Below are 14,619 nucleotides of genomic sequence, written 5' to 3' on the forward strand. Positions count from 1 at the left end.
CGACGCTGACGAATCAGGGCAGGATCACCTGGCAACACCGGCTTCGAATGATCGTGAACGGTCACGGACAGGTTCACCATTGAACCAGCCCAGCCCGGTGCGCAATGGCACAAAGCCCTCGTATTCACACATCCAATGACAGTCAGTGAGCAGAGCGATACTGGCCCGAACCGGGAATCTCCCGGCTCGCTGCTGCCAGCACGCTGCCGGCTCGGCGCATCCACGCGGCCGGCTGCGCCATCGCGTCAGCGACTCCGCCCGCCAGCTCGGCCAACGAACACGACGCCACGAAGGAGCCGGGGTGCGCCGCCAGAGACCCTGCGATCAGCGCCACCGGGACCCCGGCAGCTCTGGCTTTCGCGGCGACAATCGCCGGCGCCTTGCCAGAATCGGTCTGCGCGTCGTAGCGTCCCTCGCCCGTGATGACCAGGTCGCTGCCGACGAGAGCGGCATCGAGTCCGATCGCGTCGCCGATCGTCGAGGCACCGGAGACGAGCGTCGCGCCCCAGGCGAGCAGACCGAAGCCGGTCCCGCCGGCGGCACCGGCCCCGGGAGTCGAGGGATCGATCGAGACGCCCGCGTCGTGCAGCACACGCGACCAGCTCGCGAGGGCGACGTCGAGGATGGCGCGCTGGGCGGCATCCGCTCCCTTCTGCTCACCGAAGACATTCGCCGCACCGCTGGGGCCGAGCAAGGGATTCGTCACGTCACTGAGCACGAGCGCCCCGCCGGGCGGCAGAGCACGCAGCTTTCCGAGGTCGACCGCGGCCACCGCGGAGAGCGAGCCCCCGCCCAGCAGCACCGACAGCCCCTCGGCATCGAGCAGCCGGGCGCCGAGCGCTACGAGTACTCCGGCTCCGCCATCGGTGGATGCGCTCCCGCCGATACCGAGCAGCAGCCTCGACACGCCGTGGTCCAGGGCCGCGGCGATCGCCTGGCCGAAACCGAGCGTGTGGGCGTTCAACGCATCCAGACGCCCCATGAGCGGCAGACCGCTCGTCTCGGCGAGCTCGACCACCGCTGTTCCGCCCGGCAGCTCGGGCGTCGCCGGCAAGAGCACCCAGGATGCGTTCACCACGCGGCCGTCCGGCCCCGTGACACGCACGGGAACGCGGTGCGCGCCCGGTACAGCGACCAGGAACGCGTCGAGCGTTCCCTCTCCGCCGTCCGCCATCGGCAGTTCGATGAGCTCGTCGTCCGGCCGAATTTCGCGCCAGCCGGCCGCGACGGCCTGGCACACCTCGACAGCCGAGGCGGAGCCCTTGAACGAATCGGGGGCGATCACGACGCGCATGCGTCAACTCTCGCATCGCGGGTGGGGCGGCGCATTCCCCGCAATTCAGCCGACCGGATCGAGCTGTGCTGCCACCACACGGCTGAAGGCCGAGGAGACGTCAGCGGCGACCTCGGTGAAGGGCCGGCTCCAGATCTCCGCATTGAAGATCTCGCACTCGATGTCACCGACGTACCCGGCATCGTCGACCGCGCGAGTCAGCGGCGTGAAGTCGATATGACCGTCACCCGGAATGCCGCGGCCCAGCAGCACATCGGCGGGCAGCGGTGTCAGCCAGTCGCACACCTGGTACGACGCGATGCGGCCCAGGCGCCCGGCGCGCTCGATCTGCGCGATCACCTCCGGGTCCCACCACACGTGATACGTGTCCACGACGACACCGACCGACGGGCCGGCCTCGACCGCGAGGTCGACCGCCTGACCCAGCGTGGAGACCACGGCACGGTCGGCCGCGAACATCGGATGCAGCGGCTCGACGGCGAGCGTGACCCCAGCCGATGCCGCGAACGGCTCGAGCGCGCCCAGTGCATCGCGGACACGCTCGCGGGCTCCCGCGAGGTCGCGGGATCCGTGCGGCAGGCCGCCTGCAACGAGCACGAGCACGGCAGCGGAACCGACCGCTCCAGCCGCCGCGAGCGCGGCCGTCTCCTCGATCGCGCGGCGATTGTCATCCAGTGCCGCGCGACGTTCCGGACCCTCGAGGGCCGTGAAGAACCCGCCGCGGCACATGCTGGAGACGCGCAGGCCGGAGTCGGCGATGAGGCGGGTGGCGACATCCAGTCCGATGTCGGCGACAGGCTCCCGCCAGACTCCGATGCTCTGGATGCCAGCGCCCTGCGTCACTGCGATCGCTTCGGCGAGTGACGCATGCTTGATCGTCGCCTGGTTGAGCGAGAACCGGGAATGCGCGTTCATCGGCCGCTCCCGGCTTCCTGCTCGTTGAGGATCCCCTGCTCGTTCAGCGTCTCCTGCTCGTTCAGCGTCTCCCGCTCGTTGAGCCCGCCGAAACCCGCTCTCCCCCCGGCATCGGCTTCGCTCCCCAGCCGCACGGCCGGTTCGGCACGCGTCACGTCGCTGGCGACGATCCCGTTCAGCGCCAGCAGCCCGCCCCACCGCGCCGCGGCGAGCTCGGGCCGCTCGAGCACACCCGACCCGTTCGCCAGCCGCACGATCTCGGAGAGATGCGGAAGGCTGCGCGCCGAGTGAAGGCCGCCCACCATCGTGAACGACTCCTGGTGCCCGTTCAGCCAGCTGAGGAACGCGACACCGGTCTTGTAGTAGAACGTCGGAGCGGCGAACACCTGCCGGCTGAGCGCCTCGGTGGGGCGCAGGATGCGCTGATAGGCATCCGGGTCGCCGTCGTCGAGCGCGCGGATGGCCCTCGACGCAACAGGTGCGATCGCGGCGAAGGCTCCGAGCAGGGCGTTCGAGTAGTGGCCGGGACGCTCACTGCCGTCTCCGGCGATCAGGTCGACGTAGTTGAAGTCGTCGCCGGTGAACATCGTGGCGGTCTCGGGGAGGCGGGATCGCACGGAGATCTCGGCGTCGGCATCCAACAGGCTCATCTTCACGCCGGAGACCTTGTCGCCGTTCGCCTCGATGATGCGGATGAGCGTGTCGGCCGCCACCTCGAACGTGTCGCCGAAGTATCCCTTCAGCACCGGGTCGAACGCCTCCCCCAGCCAGTGCAGCACGACCGGGCCGCTCGCGCGCTGCAGCACGGCGTTGTAGACGCGCTCGTAGTCCGCCGGCGACTGCGCGGCACGCGCGAGGTGACGCGAGGCCATGAGCACGACGCCGGCACCGGCATCCTCGGTGGACTGCAGCTGCTGCAGGTAGGCATCGATCACGGCGTCGAGCGGGATCACCTCGTCGTCGACGTGGTCAGTGTTGACCCCGACGACGAGCGCACCGCCGACGGATGCCGCCTCCTTCGCACTGCGAGCGATCAGTTCCCGCGTCGCCGCGGCATCCAGCCCCATGTTGCGCTGCGCCGTGTCCATCGCGTCCGCCACGCCGAGGCCCTGCGACCACACGTGATGCCGGAACGCGAGCGTCGCATCCCAGTCGAGGTCGGCTGGCGCACCCGGCACGTTCTCGGCATACGGCTTCGGGATGACGTGGGCCGCGGCATACGCGACCCGCGACTTGAGCGGCGTAGCGGGCGGCAGCGTCGCCTCGTGCTCCACGAGCGGCTCGGTGCGCAGCGTCCCGTCGGATGCGACGAGCAGCAGGTCGGTCATCGCACGACTCCTGCCAGTTCGCGCAGGCTCTCCGGGGTGACGGCCGGAATGTCCACACGCGCACCGGTCGCGGAGCTCTCCAGTCCCTTCTCCGCCATGAGCACGCCGCGCGCTCCGGAGAGCAGGTCGTACGGGAACGGCGCGTCCTCGGCGATGTGGCGGATGAACTCCTCCCACTGCACCTTGAAGCCGTTCTCGAACACCTCGGTGTCCGGCACCTCGTGCCAGTCGCTCGCGTAGTCGTGGGTGTCGGGGATGTCCGGGTTCCACGTGGGCCGCGGCGTCGCGTTCCGCGGCTGGATCTTGCAGCCGAACAGCCCGACGACGGCGCTGCCCAGCGTGCCGTCCACCTGGAACTCGACCAGCTCGTCACGGTTCACGCGCGTCGTCCAGCTCGAGTTGAGCTGGGCCGTGATGCCGCCGGCGAGGTCGAAGACGGCGTAGGCCGCGTCATCCGCAGTCGCCTTGTACCGGTGCCCCTGCTCGTCGACGCGCTCCGGGATCTCCGTGACCGCCCGCGCGTACACGGACTCCACGCGGCCGAAAAGATACTCCAGCACGTAGTTCCAGTGCGGGAACATGTCGACGATGATGCCGCCGCCGTCTTCGGTGCGGTAGTTCCAGCTCGGCCGCTGGGCAGGCATCCAGTCGCCCTCGAAGACCCAGTAGCCGAACTCTCCGCGCACCGAGAGGATGCGTCCGAAGAAGCCGGAGTCGATCAGCCGGCGCAGCTTGCGCAGACCGGGCAGGTAGAGCTTGTCGTGCACGACGCCGTTCTTCACGCCGGCCTCGTCGGCCAGACGGGCGAGCTCGAGCGCCTCCTCGAACGTCTCGGCCGTGGGCTTCTCGGTGTAGATGGCCTTCCCAGCGGCGATCGCCTTACGCAGAGCGGATGCCCGTGCCTTCGTCACAAGGAAGTCCGAGTACACCTGCCACCGGTCATCCGCGAGTGCCGCATCGAGGTCGGTCGTGTAGTGCTCCAGCCCGTGGCGCTGGGCGAGCTCGGCGAGCTTCGCCTCGTTGCGGCCGACCAGCAGCGGCTCGACCTGCACGCGGCTCCCGTCGGACAGCTCGACGCCGCCCTGCTCGCGGATGGCGAGGATCGAGCGCACAAGGTGCTGCCGATAGCCCATGCGCCCGGAGACGCCGTTCATGATGATGCCGATTGTCGACTCTGACACCGTGGTTCTCTTTCGTCGTACCGTCTACGGATTTCGCCTTGGAAAGCGCTTACCGAGACGATACCAGCTTGCGCCGCGCACGACAACGTTGTTAGGGGTCACGGTTCTTGGCGGTCACGCCGGACGAACCGGCGCGTCGGGCCGATATCGTCGAGCGAGCACGCAACGGACGCCCGCAACGTGCTCGCTCGACGGCCGCGTGCCCGCTCGTCGACTTCGTGCCCGCTCGTCGACTTCGTGCTCGCTCGTCGACTTCGTGCCCGCTCGTCAACTTCGTGCCCGCTCGTCGACTTCGTGCCCGCCCGTCGGCGGAGGGATGCGCCCTACATCGACTCAGCCGGCTGCATATTCCGCGAGGTACTCGCCGGTCAGCGTGGAGCGGCTGTCGACGAGGTCCGCCGGCGAACCCTCGAACACGATGCGGCCGCCGTCGTGGCCGGCGCCCGGTCCGAGGTCGATGATCCAGTCTGCATGGGCCATCACGGCCTGGTGATGCTCGACGACGATCACCGACTTGCCGCTGTCGACGAGCCGGTCGAGCAGGGCGAGGAGCTGTTCGACATCCGCGAGGTGCAGTCCGGTCGTGGGCTCGTCGAGGATGAGCACGCCGCCCTTCTCCCCCATGTGCGTGGCGAGCTTGAGCCGCTGCCGCTCTCCGCCGGAGAGGGTCGTGAGCGGCTGGCCGATCGTGAGGTAGCCGAGGCCGACATCCGCGAGCCGGTCGAGGATGGCCGCTGCCGCCGGCGTTCGCCCGGGCCCGGCGGAGAAGAACTCGCGCGCCTCGAGCACCGACATGCCGAGCACCTCACTGATGTTCTTGCCACCCAGCGTGTACTCGAGCACCTCAGCACTGAAGCGCTTGCCGCCGCACTCCTCGCACGTGGTCTGCACCGTCGCCATGATGCCGAGGTCGGTGTAGATCACGCCAGCGCCGTTGCAGACCGGGCACGCGCCCTCCGAGTTCGAGCTGAACAGCGCCGGCTTCACGCCATTCGCCTTCGCGAATGCCTTGCGGATGGGATCGAGCAGCCCGGTGTACGTCGCCGGATTGCTGCGCCGCGACCCCTTGATCGGCGTCTGATCCACCGTCACGACGCCCTCGCGCGGCGACACGGATCCCGTGATGAGCGAGCTCTTTCCCGAACCGGCCACGCCCGTGACGACCACGAGCACGCCGAGCGGGATGTCGACGTCGACGTTCTGCAGGTTGTGCGTGTTCGCTCCGCGCACCTCGAGGGCACCGGATGCCCGCCTCACCGACTCCTTGAGCCGCGCCCGGTCGCCGAGATGGCGGCCGGTGACCGTGTCGCTGACTCTCAGGCCGTCGACGGTTCCCTCGAAGCAGATGGATCCGCCCGCCGCCCCGGCTCCGGGACCGAGGTCGACCGCGTGGTCGGCGATCTCGATCAGCTCCGGCTTGTGCTCGACGACGAGCACCGTGTTGCCCTTGTCGCGCAGCCGCAAGAGCAGCCGGTTCATGCGCTGCACGTCGTGCGGGTGCAGGCCGATGCTCGGCTCGTCGAACACGTAGGTCACGTCCGTGAGCGCAGAGCCGAGGTGGCGGATCATCTTGGTGCGCTGGGCCTCACCGCCGGAGAGCGTGCCGGACGAGCGGTCGAGCGACAGGTACCCGAGTCCGATCTCGACGAACGACTCGAGCAGGTGCAGGAGGGATTTGAGCAGAGGTGCGAGCGGTCGGAACCGGGCGTCGTCCTCCGGATCGGCCGGGGCTGCTGCGGCGGCGTCACCAGCGCCGGAGCCGGTGGATCCGGTCGCGCGGGTGACGAAGCCGCGCACCCACTCCGTGAGGTCCGTGATCTGCATGCCGCAGGCATCCGCGATGCTGACCCCGTCGATCTTGGACGACCGAGCGCCCTCGTTCAGGCGCGTCCCACCGCACTCCGGGCACGTGCCGAACGTGATCGCGCGCTCGACGAACGCGCGGATGTGCGGCTGCATCGCATCGAGATCCTTGGAGAGGAACGACTGCTGGATGCGCTGGATCAGCCCCATGTACCAGACGTTGATGCCGTTGACCTTGATACGCGTCGGATCCCTGTAGAGCAGGTCGTTCAGCTCGCGCTTGCTGTATTTCGCGATCGGCTTGGCCGGGTCGAGAAAGCCGGATTCGCGGTAGATGCGCACGTACCAGCTGTCCCGCGTGTGGTTCGGCACGAGCAGCGCGCCCTCGTCGAGCGACTTGCCGGCGTCGTACAGCCGGGTGAGGTCGAAGTCCTGCACGGTGCCGCGTCCCTCGCACCGCGGGCACATGCCGCCGGTGATGCTGAAGCTGCGGCGCTCCTTGGTCTGACCGCCCTGTGCGCGGTCGATCGTGACGGCGCCGCTGCCGCTCACGGAGGCCACGTTGAACGAGTACGCCTGTGGCGATCCGATGTGCGGCTCCCCGAGCCGGCTGAACAGGATGCGCAGCATCGCGTTCGCGTCTGTCGCGGTGCCGACCGTGGAGCGCGGGTCCGATCCGATGCGCTCCTGGTCGACGGTGATGGCGGTGGTGAGCCCCTCGAGCACGTCGACGTCGGGGCGCGCGAGCGACGGCATGAAGCCCTGCACGAACGCGCTGTAGGTCTCGTTGATGAGCCGCTGCGACTCCGCCGCGATCGTCGCGAACACCAGGGAGCTCTTGCCGGATCCCGACACCCCTGTGAACACCGTGAGCTTGCGCTTGGGCAGTTCGACGTCGACGTTCTTCAGGTTGTTCTCACGTGCACCATGCACCCGGATGGTGTCGTGCGTGTCGGCGGTCACCGAGGGTTCGTGCGGCAGTGCAGAGTCGGATGCCTGCGCCGAGATCGTGGACGTGGTCGCGTTCATGGTGCCCAGGCTATGCGTGCCCTCCACCCGATGCTTCTCCGATCGTGCTCAGGCTGTCGACGAGCGCGGCTCAGGCTGTGGACGAGCGCGACTCAGGCTGTCGGCGAGCGCGGCTCAGGCTTCGGCGGGGCGTACCGCAGCGCCCGCGGCCACGGCATCCGGTTCCTCGGCGTTGAAGTCGACACCCTTCGCGTGCGTGCCGAACGCCGTGAGCAGGATGACCGCGATCGCCGCGCCGGCCACCGTGATGGTCATCGCCCACGGGTAGCCGATGTGCGCGGCCAGCGACTGTTGGATGGGCAGATTGAACGCCGCGATCACATTGCCGAGCTGATACGTCACGCCCGGGTAGAACCCGCGGATCGCGTTCGGCGACATCTCGTTCAGGTGCGCCGGAATGGCGCCCCATGCGCCCTGCGTCGTGAACTGGATGAGTGCGGATCCCAGGCACAGCAGCCCGGCGGTGTGCGAGAACGCGAAGATCGGGATGATCGGCAGGGTGAGTGCCGCGCCGAGGATGATCGTGGCCTTGCGTCCCCAGCGGTCCGAGAGCGAGCCGAGCGCGATGCATCCGACGATGGCGCCGATGTTGTAGACGACGGCGATCCAGCCCGCCGTCGCCGCGTCGAGGCCCGCGCCGCCGTTCCCGGTGGACTTCAGGAACGTCGGGTAGATGTCTTGCGTGCCGTGCGACATCCAGTTGAAGGCCGCCATGAGCAGCACGAGGTACACGAAGCGGCGGACCACCTTGGCGTTGAAGAACACGGCCTTGATCGACGTGTTCTTCTTCTGCATGCGGTCGCGGGTCGTCTCCCACACCTCCGACTCCTTCACCCGCGTGCGGATGATCAGGCTGATCAGCGCGGGAACGATGCTGAGCACGAACAGCCAGCGCCAGTTCAGGCCGAGGGCCGAGTGCACCAGCAAGAAGGCGAGAGCGGCCAGCAGGTATCCGGCCGAGTATCCAGCCTGCAGGATGCCCGAGAAGAACCCGCGACGCTCGCGCGGCACCTTCTCCATCGTGAGCGCGGCGCCCAGGCCCCACTCGCCACCCATGCCGATGCCGTAGAGCAGCCGCAGGATGAACAGCACCGTGAAGTTCGGTGCGAACGCGCAGAGGAATCCGACGAGCGAGTAGAAGCACACGTCGACGATCAACGGGATGCGCCGCCCGACGCGGTCGGCCCAGAGCCCGAAGAGGTACGCGCCGACCGGACGCATGACGAGCGTGATCGTGGTGAGGAATGCGATCTGCTCCAGCGTCACGTGGAACTCGGCGGCGATGTCCGCGTACACGAGCACGACGATGAAGTAGTCGAAGGCATCCATCATCCAGCCGAGCAGCGACGCGGCGAACGCGCTGCGCTGGTCCGAGGTGAGTCGTCTGGTGGCTGCGGACGCCGTCGTCATGCTCTGTCCCTTCGTCGGATGCCGCTTCACGATTCCCGTCTCGCACCTGGCGCGTCAGGTCGCAGGGTGCGTCCGCGGCGCTCAGCCCCCGGCCGGTCTAACCCCGCATAGGGCACAGGAAAGCGGTTGCCGGTCTAGCATAGGCTGACTCGCGAGCCGCGCAAGCCGGTTGACGCCGACGGACGGGTTCGGGCAGCAGGTTGGACGCACCGGTACCGTTGGGCAGCGAGTGGGACGCAGACACCGGTGCCGTTCCGCAGCGACTCGTGTCGAGCAGCGGTCGGTGCAGAGCAGGTCGGTGCAGAGCAGGAGACTCCATGAGCGCGAACATTCTCGTCGTCTGCGGAAGCGATCGATACGCCGACCCGTGGCATCCGTTCGCCGAAACCTCGGCCCGAGTCGCGGACGTGTTCCGTGAAGCCGGCCACGCGGTGACTGTCGCCGAAGACGTGGATGTGCGACTCGCCTCGCTCGCCGAGCCTGCGAACGACGTCGACCTTCTCGTGCTCAACGTGGGCGCCGGCCGCACCGCGGAGGAGCGCGCGGTGGTGGAGGCCTCGGATGAGCGCGAGCCGCAACCGCCCTCGAATGCGGATGCCGCCACCCGCGACGGCCTGCTCGCGCACGTGGGCAGGGGTCGTCCGGTGCTCGCACTCCACGTGACAAGCACCAGTTTCGGTTATATGCCCGAGTGGGAATCCATTCTCGGCGGCATCTGGGTGCGCGGCACCAGCATGCATCCGCCCTACTCGCTCGCCCACATCGAGGTGGCGACGGATGCCCACCCGATCACCGCCGGCATCCGCGACTTCGACGTGAACGACGAGCGCTACTCGAAGCTGCGGATCTCACCGCGTTCGCAGCAACTCGCCTGGCACGAGTTCGAGGGCAGCAGGCATCCGGTGCTGTGGGCGCACCGCCATGGGGATGCGCGCGTCGTCTACGACGCGCTCGGGCACGACGCCGCATCGTACGACTTCCCCGAGCACCTAGCGATCCTGCGCAACGCCGCGGCCTGGCTGCTCGGCTAGCACTTCCCTTCTCGGCGAGCCACCCGCATCCTGCCGCAACTACGCGGGTGGCTCGGCACTATGCGGGTGGACCGGCGGCAGCGCGTACAGATCGGATGCCATGCCCACGGTCCCCGGTTTCGACGAGCTCAACCGGCAGTGAGCAGCGACCTCAGGTACGGTTCCAGGCGGTGTTCCCCGAACGGCTCGCCCACCGCGTCGACGGCGAGGGACTCGAGGAAGAACCGCGTGAGGTTCCCCAGTCGTGGGGAGCCGCGATCCGCCGCCCACTCGAGGCTGCGAGCCGCACCATCGCCCACCCGCAGGATGCGGGGCTTACGTCCCACGATGCGGAACACGAGCTCCTCGAGCTGGCGGTAGCTGAGGATGTCTGGACCACCGACATCCCACGTCCCGGCCTCGCCGGTCAGCTTCTCGACGATGAACGCGGCGAGATCTATGCCGTGGATCGGATTGATCTTCGCGGTGCCGGCGCCGAGGGTGAAGCCGATGCCGCGCTGGGCCATCCGGAGGAAGTCGGACACGTCGGAGAAGTATCCGGACGGGTTGACGATCTGCGGCGCGACCGCACTCCGAATCAGCGCCTGCGAGAACGCATACTTCGAGCGCATCGTGAGCGACGTGCCGGAGTCGCTGTGCAGCACGTTGACATAGGCGAACGACTTCAGCCCGTGCCGCTCGGCATCCTCCAGGAGGCGCAGATTGCCGAGGTAGTCGACATCCCACGGACTCGCCTTCTGCCTCGTGACTCCGAGTGCCGAGACGAGGCGATCCGCGCCGTCGGTCACATCGACGAGGCTCGACGGATGCCTGTAGTCGACGACACACCACTCGTCGACGTGCCCCGCCAGGGATGGCGCCCCGAACGCGCCCGGTTGCTCAGCTCGCTCCCGGGAGCGCACGAGCGCGCGCACCCGATGGCCGCGCGCCGCGAGCGCCTGCACCACGTGCCTCCCGACGTATCCAGTCGCTCCGGCCACCACCACGGTCTGGCCCATGCATCACCCGCGCTTCCGGCGCTTCACCAGCGCCTGCAGTATTCGTGTACCACGTGGTACACAAATACCTTAGGATGAAACGGATGCCTCGTCCACCCCGCCCACTCGACCCCGCCCGATCACAGCGGCTGCTCGTCGTCGCCGGCCAGGCGTTCGCCGCCGACGGCTTCGAGGGCGCCTCGCTCAACGACATCCTGAGCCGCGCAGGCATGGGGAAGAGCTCGTTCTACCACCGGTTCGCCGACAAGGCGGCGCTGCACGACTGGGTCACGCGCACGATGGCGGATGCCATTCTCACCGAGATCCACGTGCCCGCGCTCGGGACGTTGTCGGCGGCATCGTTCCGCCCTGAGCTGACCGCGCTGCTCAGCCGCTTCCAGGCGCTGGCAGCGGCTCGACCCGAGCTGATGAACCTCGGCCTGATGTTCCACAACTCGGTCGACGTGTCGCCTCAGCGCGCCATCGCCGAGGTGCGCTCCGGCGCGATGAAGTGGATCAGCGCGGCACTGGAAAGAGGCCGCGCGGTGGGCGTCGTCCGCTCCGATCTGCCGCCCGACCTGCTGTCCGAGTGGGCGATCGCATCCCTCACCACGATCGACCGCTGGGCCCTGACCGCGGCCGAGCCCATGCCCACGCGCGCCGCCACGTCCACTGCCGCTATCGACGCGCTGTGGTCGCTACTCGCCCCGCCGCAGGTCGTGGTCGCCCAGGTTGCCCAGCGTCCGCTCCCTCGCCCAGATCTGCCGAGCCACCCTCATATCACCGAGCCACCCGCATCCAGCCGCAACTATGGGGGTGGCTCGGCATTCTGAGGGTGGCTCGGTGAGAGAGCGGCCGTTGGGCAGACGATCCGGGCATTGCTGTTGTGCACAGGGCAGGGTCGTCCACAGATCGGGCAAGCAAGCTGATGCGCGCCCTGCGCGGGGCAAGCTCGAACGGCTCGACGGTTTGCGGGTGGCTCGCGCTTGAAGGCAGCACGGCACGGCGCGAGCCTCAGCCGCGCTCGGCCTCCACGGCGCGGTGGAAGGAGTACTGCGCGTTCGCGAACACGGCGTACAGCAGGATGCCCGGCACGAGTGCCGCCCCCAGCACCGGTTGCAGAAGCACCGCTGCGCCGATCAGCGCGACCATCACGAGCGCGACGACGCTGAAGTACCAGCGGCGCACCGCCAGGTACAGCGCGGCCTTCGCCAGCGCGCGAAGCGACGCCGACGGATAGACCACCAGTCCCGACAGTGCGAACAGCGCTACGGCGACCGACCCGATGCCGAGCACGGCCAGCAGCGGCCCGAGCAGCGGCGCCCACACGGTGCCGGCGAGCGCGGTCCCGTCGAACAGCGCGATCGCGACGACGACCGCAGTGCCGAGCCCGACGAAGAACGCCGCCCCACCGCGGCGCCGATACCCCTGCCAGAACGCGGCGAACGGGCGCGGACGCCCCTCGTCCTTCATCGCACGGAACACCTCGAACGCGCCGACGAGCGACGGTGCGAGCGACAGGGAGAGCAGCAGGAAGAACGGCCACGACTGCAGCGAGTCGACCGTGACGAACAGCATCCCTGCCAGCGGCAGGTTGAACACCACGAGCAGCACGTCGACCATGAGCAGCGCGTACGCATACCCGAAGATCGTCTCCATCGTCTCCTGACGGAGCTGGAAGAACCGACGGCGCGCACGCGAGGTGTCGCGGACACGGGAAGCACCGGGAGCCGTGGCGGTCATCCTTTCATTCCGCTCGTCGCGATGCCGCTGATGAAGTACCGCTGGCCGGCAAGGAAGATGACCAGGATCGGGATGATCGAGATCACCGATCCGGTCATGATCATGGCGTACTGCGCGGAGTACTGGCCGATGAACGATCTCAGCCCGATCTGCACCGTCCACAGCTGGTTGCTCGAGAGGTAGATGAACGGGCCCATGTAGTCGTTCCACGTGTTCACGAACGTGAGCAGCGCGAGCGACGCGAGTGCGGGCTTCGAGAGCGGAAGGATGATCCGCGCCCAGATTCCGTAGTCGTTGAGGCCGTCGATGCGCGCGGCCTCGTTCAGTTCCTCGGGGATCGTCGTGTAGTACTGCCGCATCAGGAACACACCGAACGCGCCGAACGCCTGCAGCAGGATGAGCGCCGTGAACGTGTTCGTGAGCCCCGCCTTCTGCATCATCACGTACTGCGGGATCATGTACGCCTGCCATGGCACGGCGATGGTTGCGATGTACGCGAGGAACAGGGCGTCACGGCCCGGGAAGCGGATGCGCGAGAACCCGTACGCGGCGAAGCTGCCGGTGAGCACCTGCAGGAACGTGATCACGACGGCGAGAATGGCCGAGTTCATCAGGTAGCCGGCCATCGGGATCTGCGTCCAGATGTGTGCGTAGTTGCTCCACACGAACGTCTCCGGAATCCAGCGGATCGGTACCGTGAGCACCTCGTTGTCGTGTTTGAACGACGAGGAGAGCATCCAGATGAACGGCAGCAGCACCACCGCGAGCAGCACGACCAGCAGCACGTACATGGCGGTCTTACCGAGACGGGAGCGGATGCGCCGCCTCCCGCCGCGCTGCGGTCGCGCCGACGGATGCGTGCGCCCGGTCTCGAGCTCCTGCGCGAGGTCTGAGGTGAGAGTGGACATCATCGCTCCCTGATCTGCTGGATGCGGAACTGGAATACGGTCACGATCAGCACGATGAGGAACAGCACGAGCGAGATCGCGGACGAGTATCCGAATTGACCGTTGATGATGCCGTCCTGGTAGATGAGCTGGGAGAGCACGAGGGTCGCGCGGCCCGGCCCGCCCTGCGTCATCACGAAGATCAGGTCGAACACCTTGAAGCTCGACACGCTGAGCAGCACGAGCACGAGGAACGTGGTGGGCCGCAGCGACGGAAGGGTGATGCTCCAGAACTTGCGCCACCGACCGGCGCCGTCCACCTCCGCGGCCTCGTAGTACTCGTTCGGAATGGCCTGGAGTCCGGCGAGGAACAGCACCATGTAGTAGCCCATGTCCCGCCAGACGCTGGTGATGATCACCGCGGGTAGCGCCCATGCGGTGCTCGACGTCCAGCCCGGCGCGTTCGCGATGCCGATCGCGTGCAGGAACTGGTTGATCGGGCCGCTCGTGGGGTCGAACAGCATGTTCCACACGATCGCGATCGCGACGAGCGAGGTGATGTAGGGGAAGAAGATCGCGACGCGGAAGAACGCGATGCCGCGCAGCTTCTGGTTCAGCAGGATGGCCAGCCCGAGCGAGATAGCCAGTGTCAGGGGCACATGCCCGAGCGCGTAGAGCAGCGTGTTGCCCAGCGCCACATGGAAACTGTCGTCGCCGAAGAGCCGCACGAAGTTGTGGAAGCCGGCGAAGGTCGGCGGGTTGTAGGCATCCCAGTTCATGAATGCCAGCACGAAGGCTGCGATCACGGGGATGAGGGTGAACAGCGCGAAGCCGACGAAGTTCGGCAGGATGAAGCTCCAGCCGATCAGGATGCTGCGGCGGCGCATCCTGCGGCTCGCCGTCTTCCGCGAGGCGCCGCCGCGCGGTGTGCGAGGCGTCGCTGCCTCGGGGCGTTCGGTGATGGTCGTCATGGTGTCGTTCGGCTCGTATAACGAACCGCTCCGTTCTGTCTGCGAGACCT

General features: G+C 68.0%; 12 protein-coding genes. 2 read left to right on the forward strand and 10 right to left on the reverse strand.

What is annotated here, in order from left to right; translation table 11 throughout:
* Window positions 1-142: 142 nt before the first annotated feature.
* The 6 genes from ACYVII_RS09350 to ACYVII_RS09375 all read right to left on the reverse strand — a co-directional run bounded on the left by ACYVII_RS09350 (window position 143) and on the right by ACYVII_RS09375 (window position 8,960).
* Complete coding sequence (locus ACYVII_RS09350; protein WP_460534220.1) at window positions 143-1,294, reverse strand: glycerate kinase; 1,152 nt, start codon at window positions 1,292-1,294, stop codon at window positions 143-145.
* Between the two features lie 45 nt (window positions 1,295-1,339).
* Complete coding sequence (locus ACYVII_RS09355; RefSeq protein WP_460534221.1) at window positions 1,340-2,209, reverse strand: sugar phosphate isomerase/epimerase family protein; 870 nt, start codon at window positions 2,207-2,209, stop codon at window positions 1,340-1,342.
* The gene (locus ACYVII_RS09360; RefSeq protein ID WP_460534223.1) at window positions 2,206-3,537 is read right to left on the reverse strand and encodes a dihydrodipicolinate synthase family protein; all 1,332 of its coding nucleotides are present in this window, start codon (window positions 3,535-3,537) and stop codon (window positions 2,206-2,208) included. The genes ACYVII_RS09355 and ACYVII_RS09360 overlap by 4 nt, the downstream gene beginning before the upstream one ends.
* Window positions 3,534-4,691, reverse strand: coding sequence for a Gfo/Idh/MocA family protein (locus tag ACYVII_RS09365; RefSeq protein WP_460534418.1), 1,158 nt, complete (start codon window positions 4,689-4,691; stop codon window positions 3,534-3,536). The genes ACYVII_RS09360 and ACYVII_RS09365 overlap by 4 nt, the downstream gene beginning before the upstream one ends.
* 360 nt (window positions 4,692-5,051) lie before the next feature.
* Complete coding sequence (locus tag ACYVII_RS09370) at window positions 5,052-7,550, reverse strand: ATP-binding cassette domain-containing protein (RefSeq protein ID WP_460534225.1); 2,499 nt, start codon at window positions 7,548-7,550, stop codon at window positions 5,052-5,054.
* Between the two features lie 114 nt (window positions 7,551-7,664).
* Window positions 7,665-8,960, reverse strand: a complete 1,296-nt coding sequence (locus ACYVII_RS09375) for an MFS transporter (protein ID WP_460534227.1) — start codon at window positions 8,958-8,960, stop codon at window positions 7,665-7,667.
* A gap of 317 nt (window positions 8,961-9,277) precedes the next feature.
* Between ACYVII_RS09375 and ACYVII_RS09380 the strand changes: the two genes are divergently transcribed.
* Window positions 9,278-9,991, forward strand: a complete 714-nt coding sequence (locus ACYVII_RS09380; protein WP_460534229.1) for a ThuA domain-containing protein — start codon at window positions 9,278-9,280, stop codon at window positions 9,989-9,991.
* A 128-nt stretch (window positions 9,992-10,119) separates the two neighbouring features.
* Here the strand turns inward: ACYVII_RS09380 and ACYVII_RS09385 are convergent, their stop codons facing one another.
* Entirely contained in the window at window positions 10,120-10,989 is an 870-nt protein-coding gene (locus tag ACYVII_RS09385) for an SDR family oxidoreductase (RefSeq protein ID WP_460534231.1), read from the reverse strand.
* 83 nt (window positions 10,990-11,072) lie between these two features.
* On the opposite strand from ACYVII_RS09385, the gene ACYVII_RS09390 reads away from it, so the two are divergent.
* The gene (locus ACYVII_RS09390; RefSeq protein ID WP_460534233.1) at window positions 11,073-11,801 is read left to right on the forward strand and encodes a TetR/AcrR family transcriptional regulator; all 729 of its coding nucleotides are present in this window, start codon (window positions 11,073-11,075) and stop codon (window positions 11,799-11,801) included.
* A gap of 181 nt (window positions 11,802-11,982) precedes the next feature.
* Here ACYVII_RS09390 and ACYVII_RS09395 read toward each other — a convergent pair whose 3' ends face one another.
* Genes ACYVII_RS09395 through ACYVII_RS09405 form a run of 3 tightly spaced genes read right to left on the reverse strand, consistent with a single transcriptional unit; the run spans window position 11,983 to window position 14,569 of the window.
* Window positions 11,983-12,711 (reverse strand): hypothetical protein, encoded by a 729-nt coding sequence (locus tag ACYVII_RS09395; RefSeq protein WP_460534235.1) that lies wholly within the window; start codon window positions 12,709-12,711, stop codon window positions 11,983-11,985.
* A complete protein-coding gene (locus tag ACYVII_RS09400; protein ID WP_460534237.1) occupies window positions 12,708-13,619 on the reverse strand; it encodes a carbohydrate ABC transporter permease in 912 nt (303 codons plus the stop codon). Before ACYVII_RS09400 ends, ACYVII_RS09395 begins: the two co-directional genes overlap by 4 nt.
* Window positions 13,619-14,569: a carbohydrate ABC transporter permease gene (locus ACYVII_RS09405; RefSeq protein WP_460534238.1), complete on the reverse strand. Its 951-nt coding sequence runs from the start codon at window positions 14,567-14,569 to the stop codon at window positions 13,619-13,621. The genes ACYVII_RS09400 and ACYVII_RS09405 overlap by 1 nt, the downstream gene beginning before the upstream one ends.
* Window positions 14,570-14,619 lie beyond the last annotated feature (50 nt).

Source organism: Humibacter ginsengiterrae, assembly GCF_054780115.1.

Excerpts from the sequence above, each read along its gene's own strand:
- ACYVII_RS09350 (WP_460534220.1), bottom strand. The coding sequence starts at position 1,294 with ATGCGCGTCGTGATCGCCCCCGATTCGTTCAAGGGCTCCGCCTCGGCT.
- ACYVII_RS09355 (WP_460534221.1), bottom strand. The coding sequence starts at position 2,209 with ATGAACGCGCATTCCCGGTTCTCGCTCAACCAGGCGACGATCAAGCAT.
- ACYVII_RS09360 (WP_460534223.1), bottom strand. The coding sequence starts at position 3,537 with ATGACCGACCTGCTGCTCGTCGCATCCGACGGGACGCTGCGCACCGAG.
- ACYVII_RS09365 (WP_460534418.1), bottom strand. The coding sequence starts at position 4,691 with ATGAACGGCGTCTCCGGGCGCATGGGCTATCGGCAGCACCTTGTGCGC.
- ACYVII_RS09370 (WP_460534225.1), bottom strand. The coding sequence starts at position 7,550 with ATGAACGCGACCACGTCCACGATCTCGGCGCAGGCATCCGACTCTGCA.
- ACYVII_RS09375 (WP_460534227.1), bottom strand. The coding sequence starts at position 8,960 with ATGACGACGGCGTCCGCAGCCACCAGACGACTCACCTCGGACCAGCGC.
- ACYVII_RS09380 (WP_460534229.1), top strand. The coding sequence starts at position 9,278 with ATGAGCGCGAACATTCTCGTCGTCTGCGGAAGCGATCGATACGCCGAC.
- ACYVII_RS09385 (WP_460534231.1), bottom strand. The coding sequence starts at position 10,989 with ATGGGCCAGACCGTGGTGGTGGCCGGAGCGACTGGATACGTCGGGAGG.
- ACYVII_RS09390 (WP_460534233.1), top strand. The coding sequence starts at position 11,073 with ATGCCTCGTCCACCCCGCCCACTCGACCCCGCCCGATCACAGCGGCTG.
- ACYVII_RS09395 (WP_460534235.1), bottom strand. The coding sequence starts at position 12,711 with ATGACCGCCACGGCTCCCGGTGCTTCCCGTGTCCGCGACACCTCGCGT.
- ACYVII_RS09400 (WP_460534237.1), bottom strand. The coding sequence starts at position 13,619 with ATGTCCACTCTCACCTCAGACCTCGCGCAGGAGCTCGAGACCGGGCGC.
- ACYVII_RS09405 (WP_460534238.1), bottom strand. The coding sequence starts at position 14,569 with ATGACGACCATCACCGAACGCCCCGAGGCAGCGACGCCTCGCACACCG.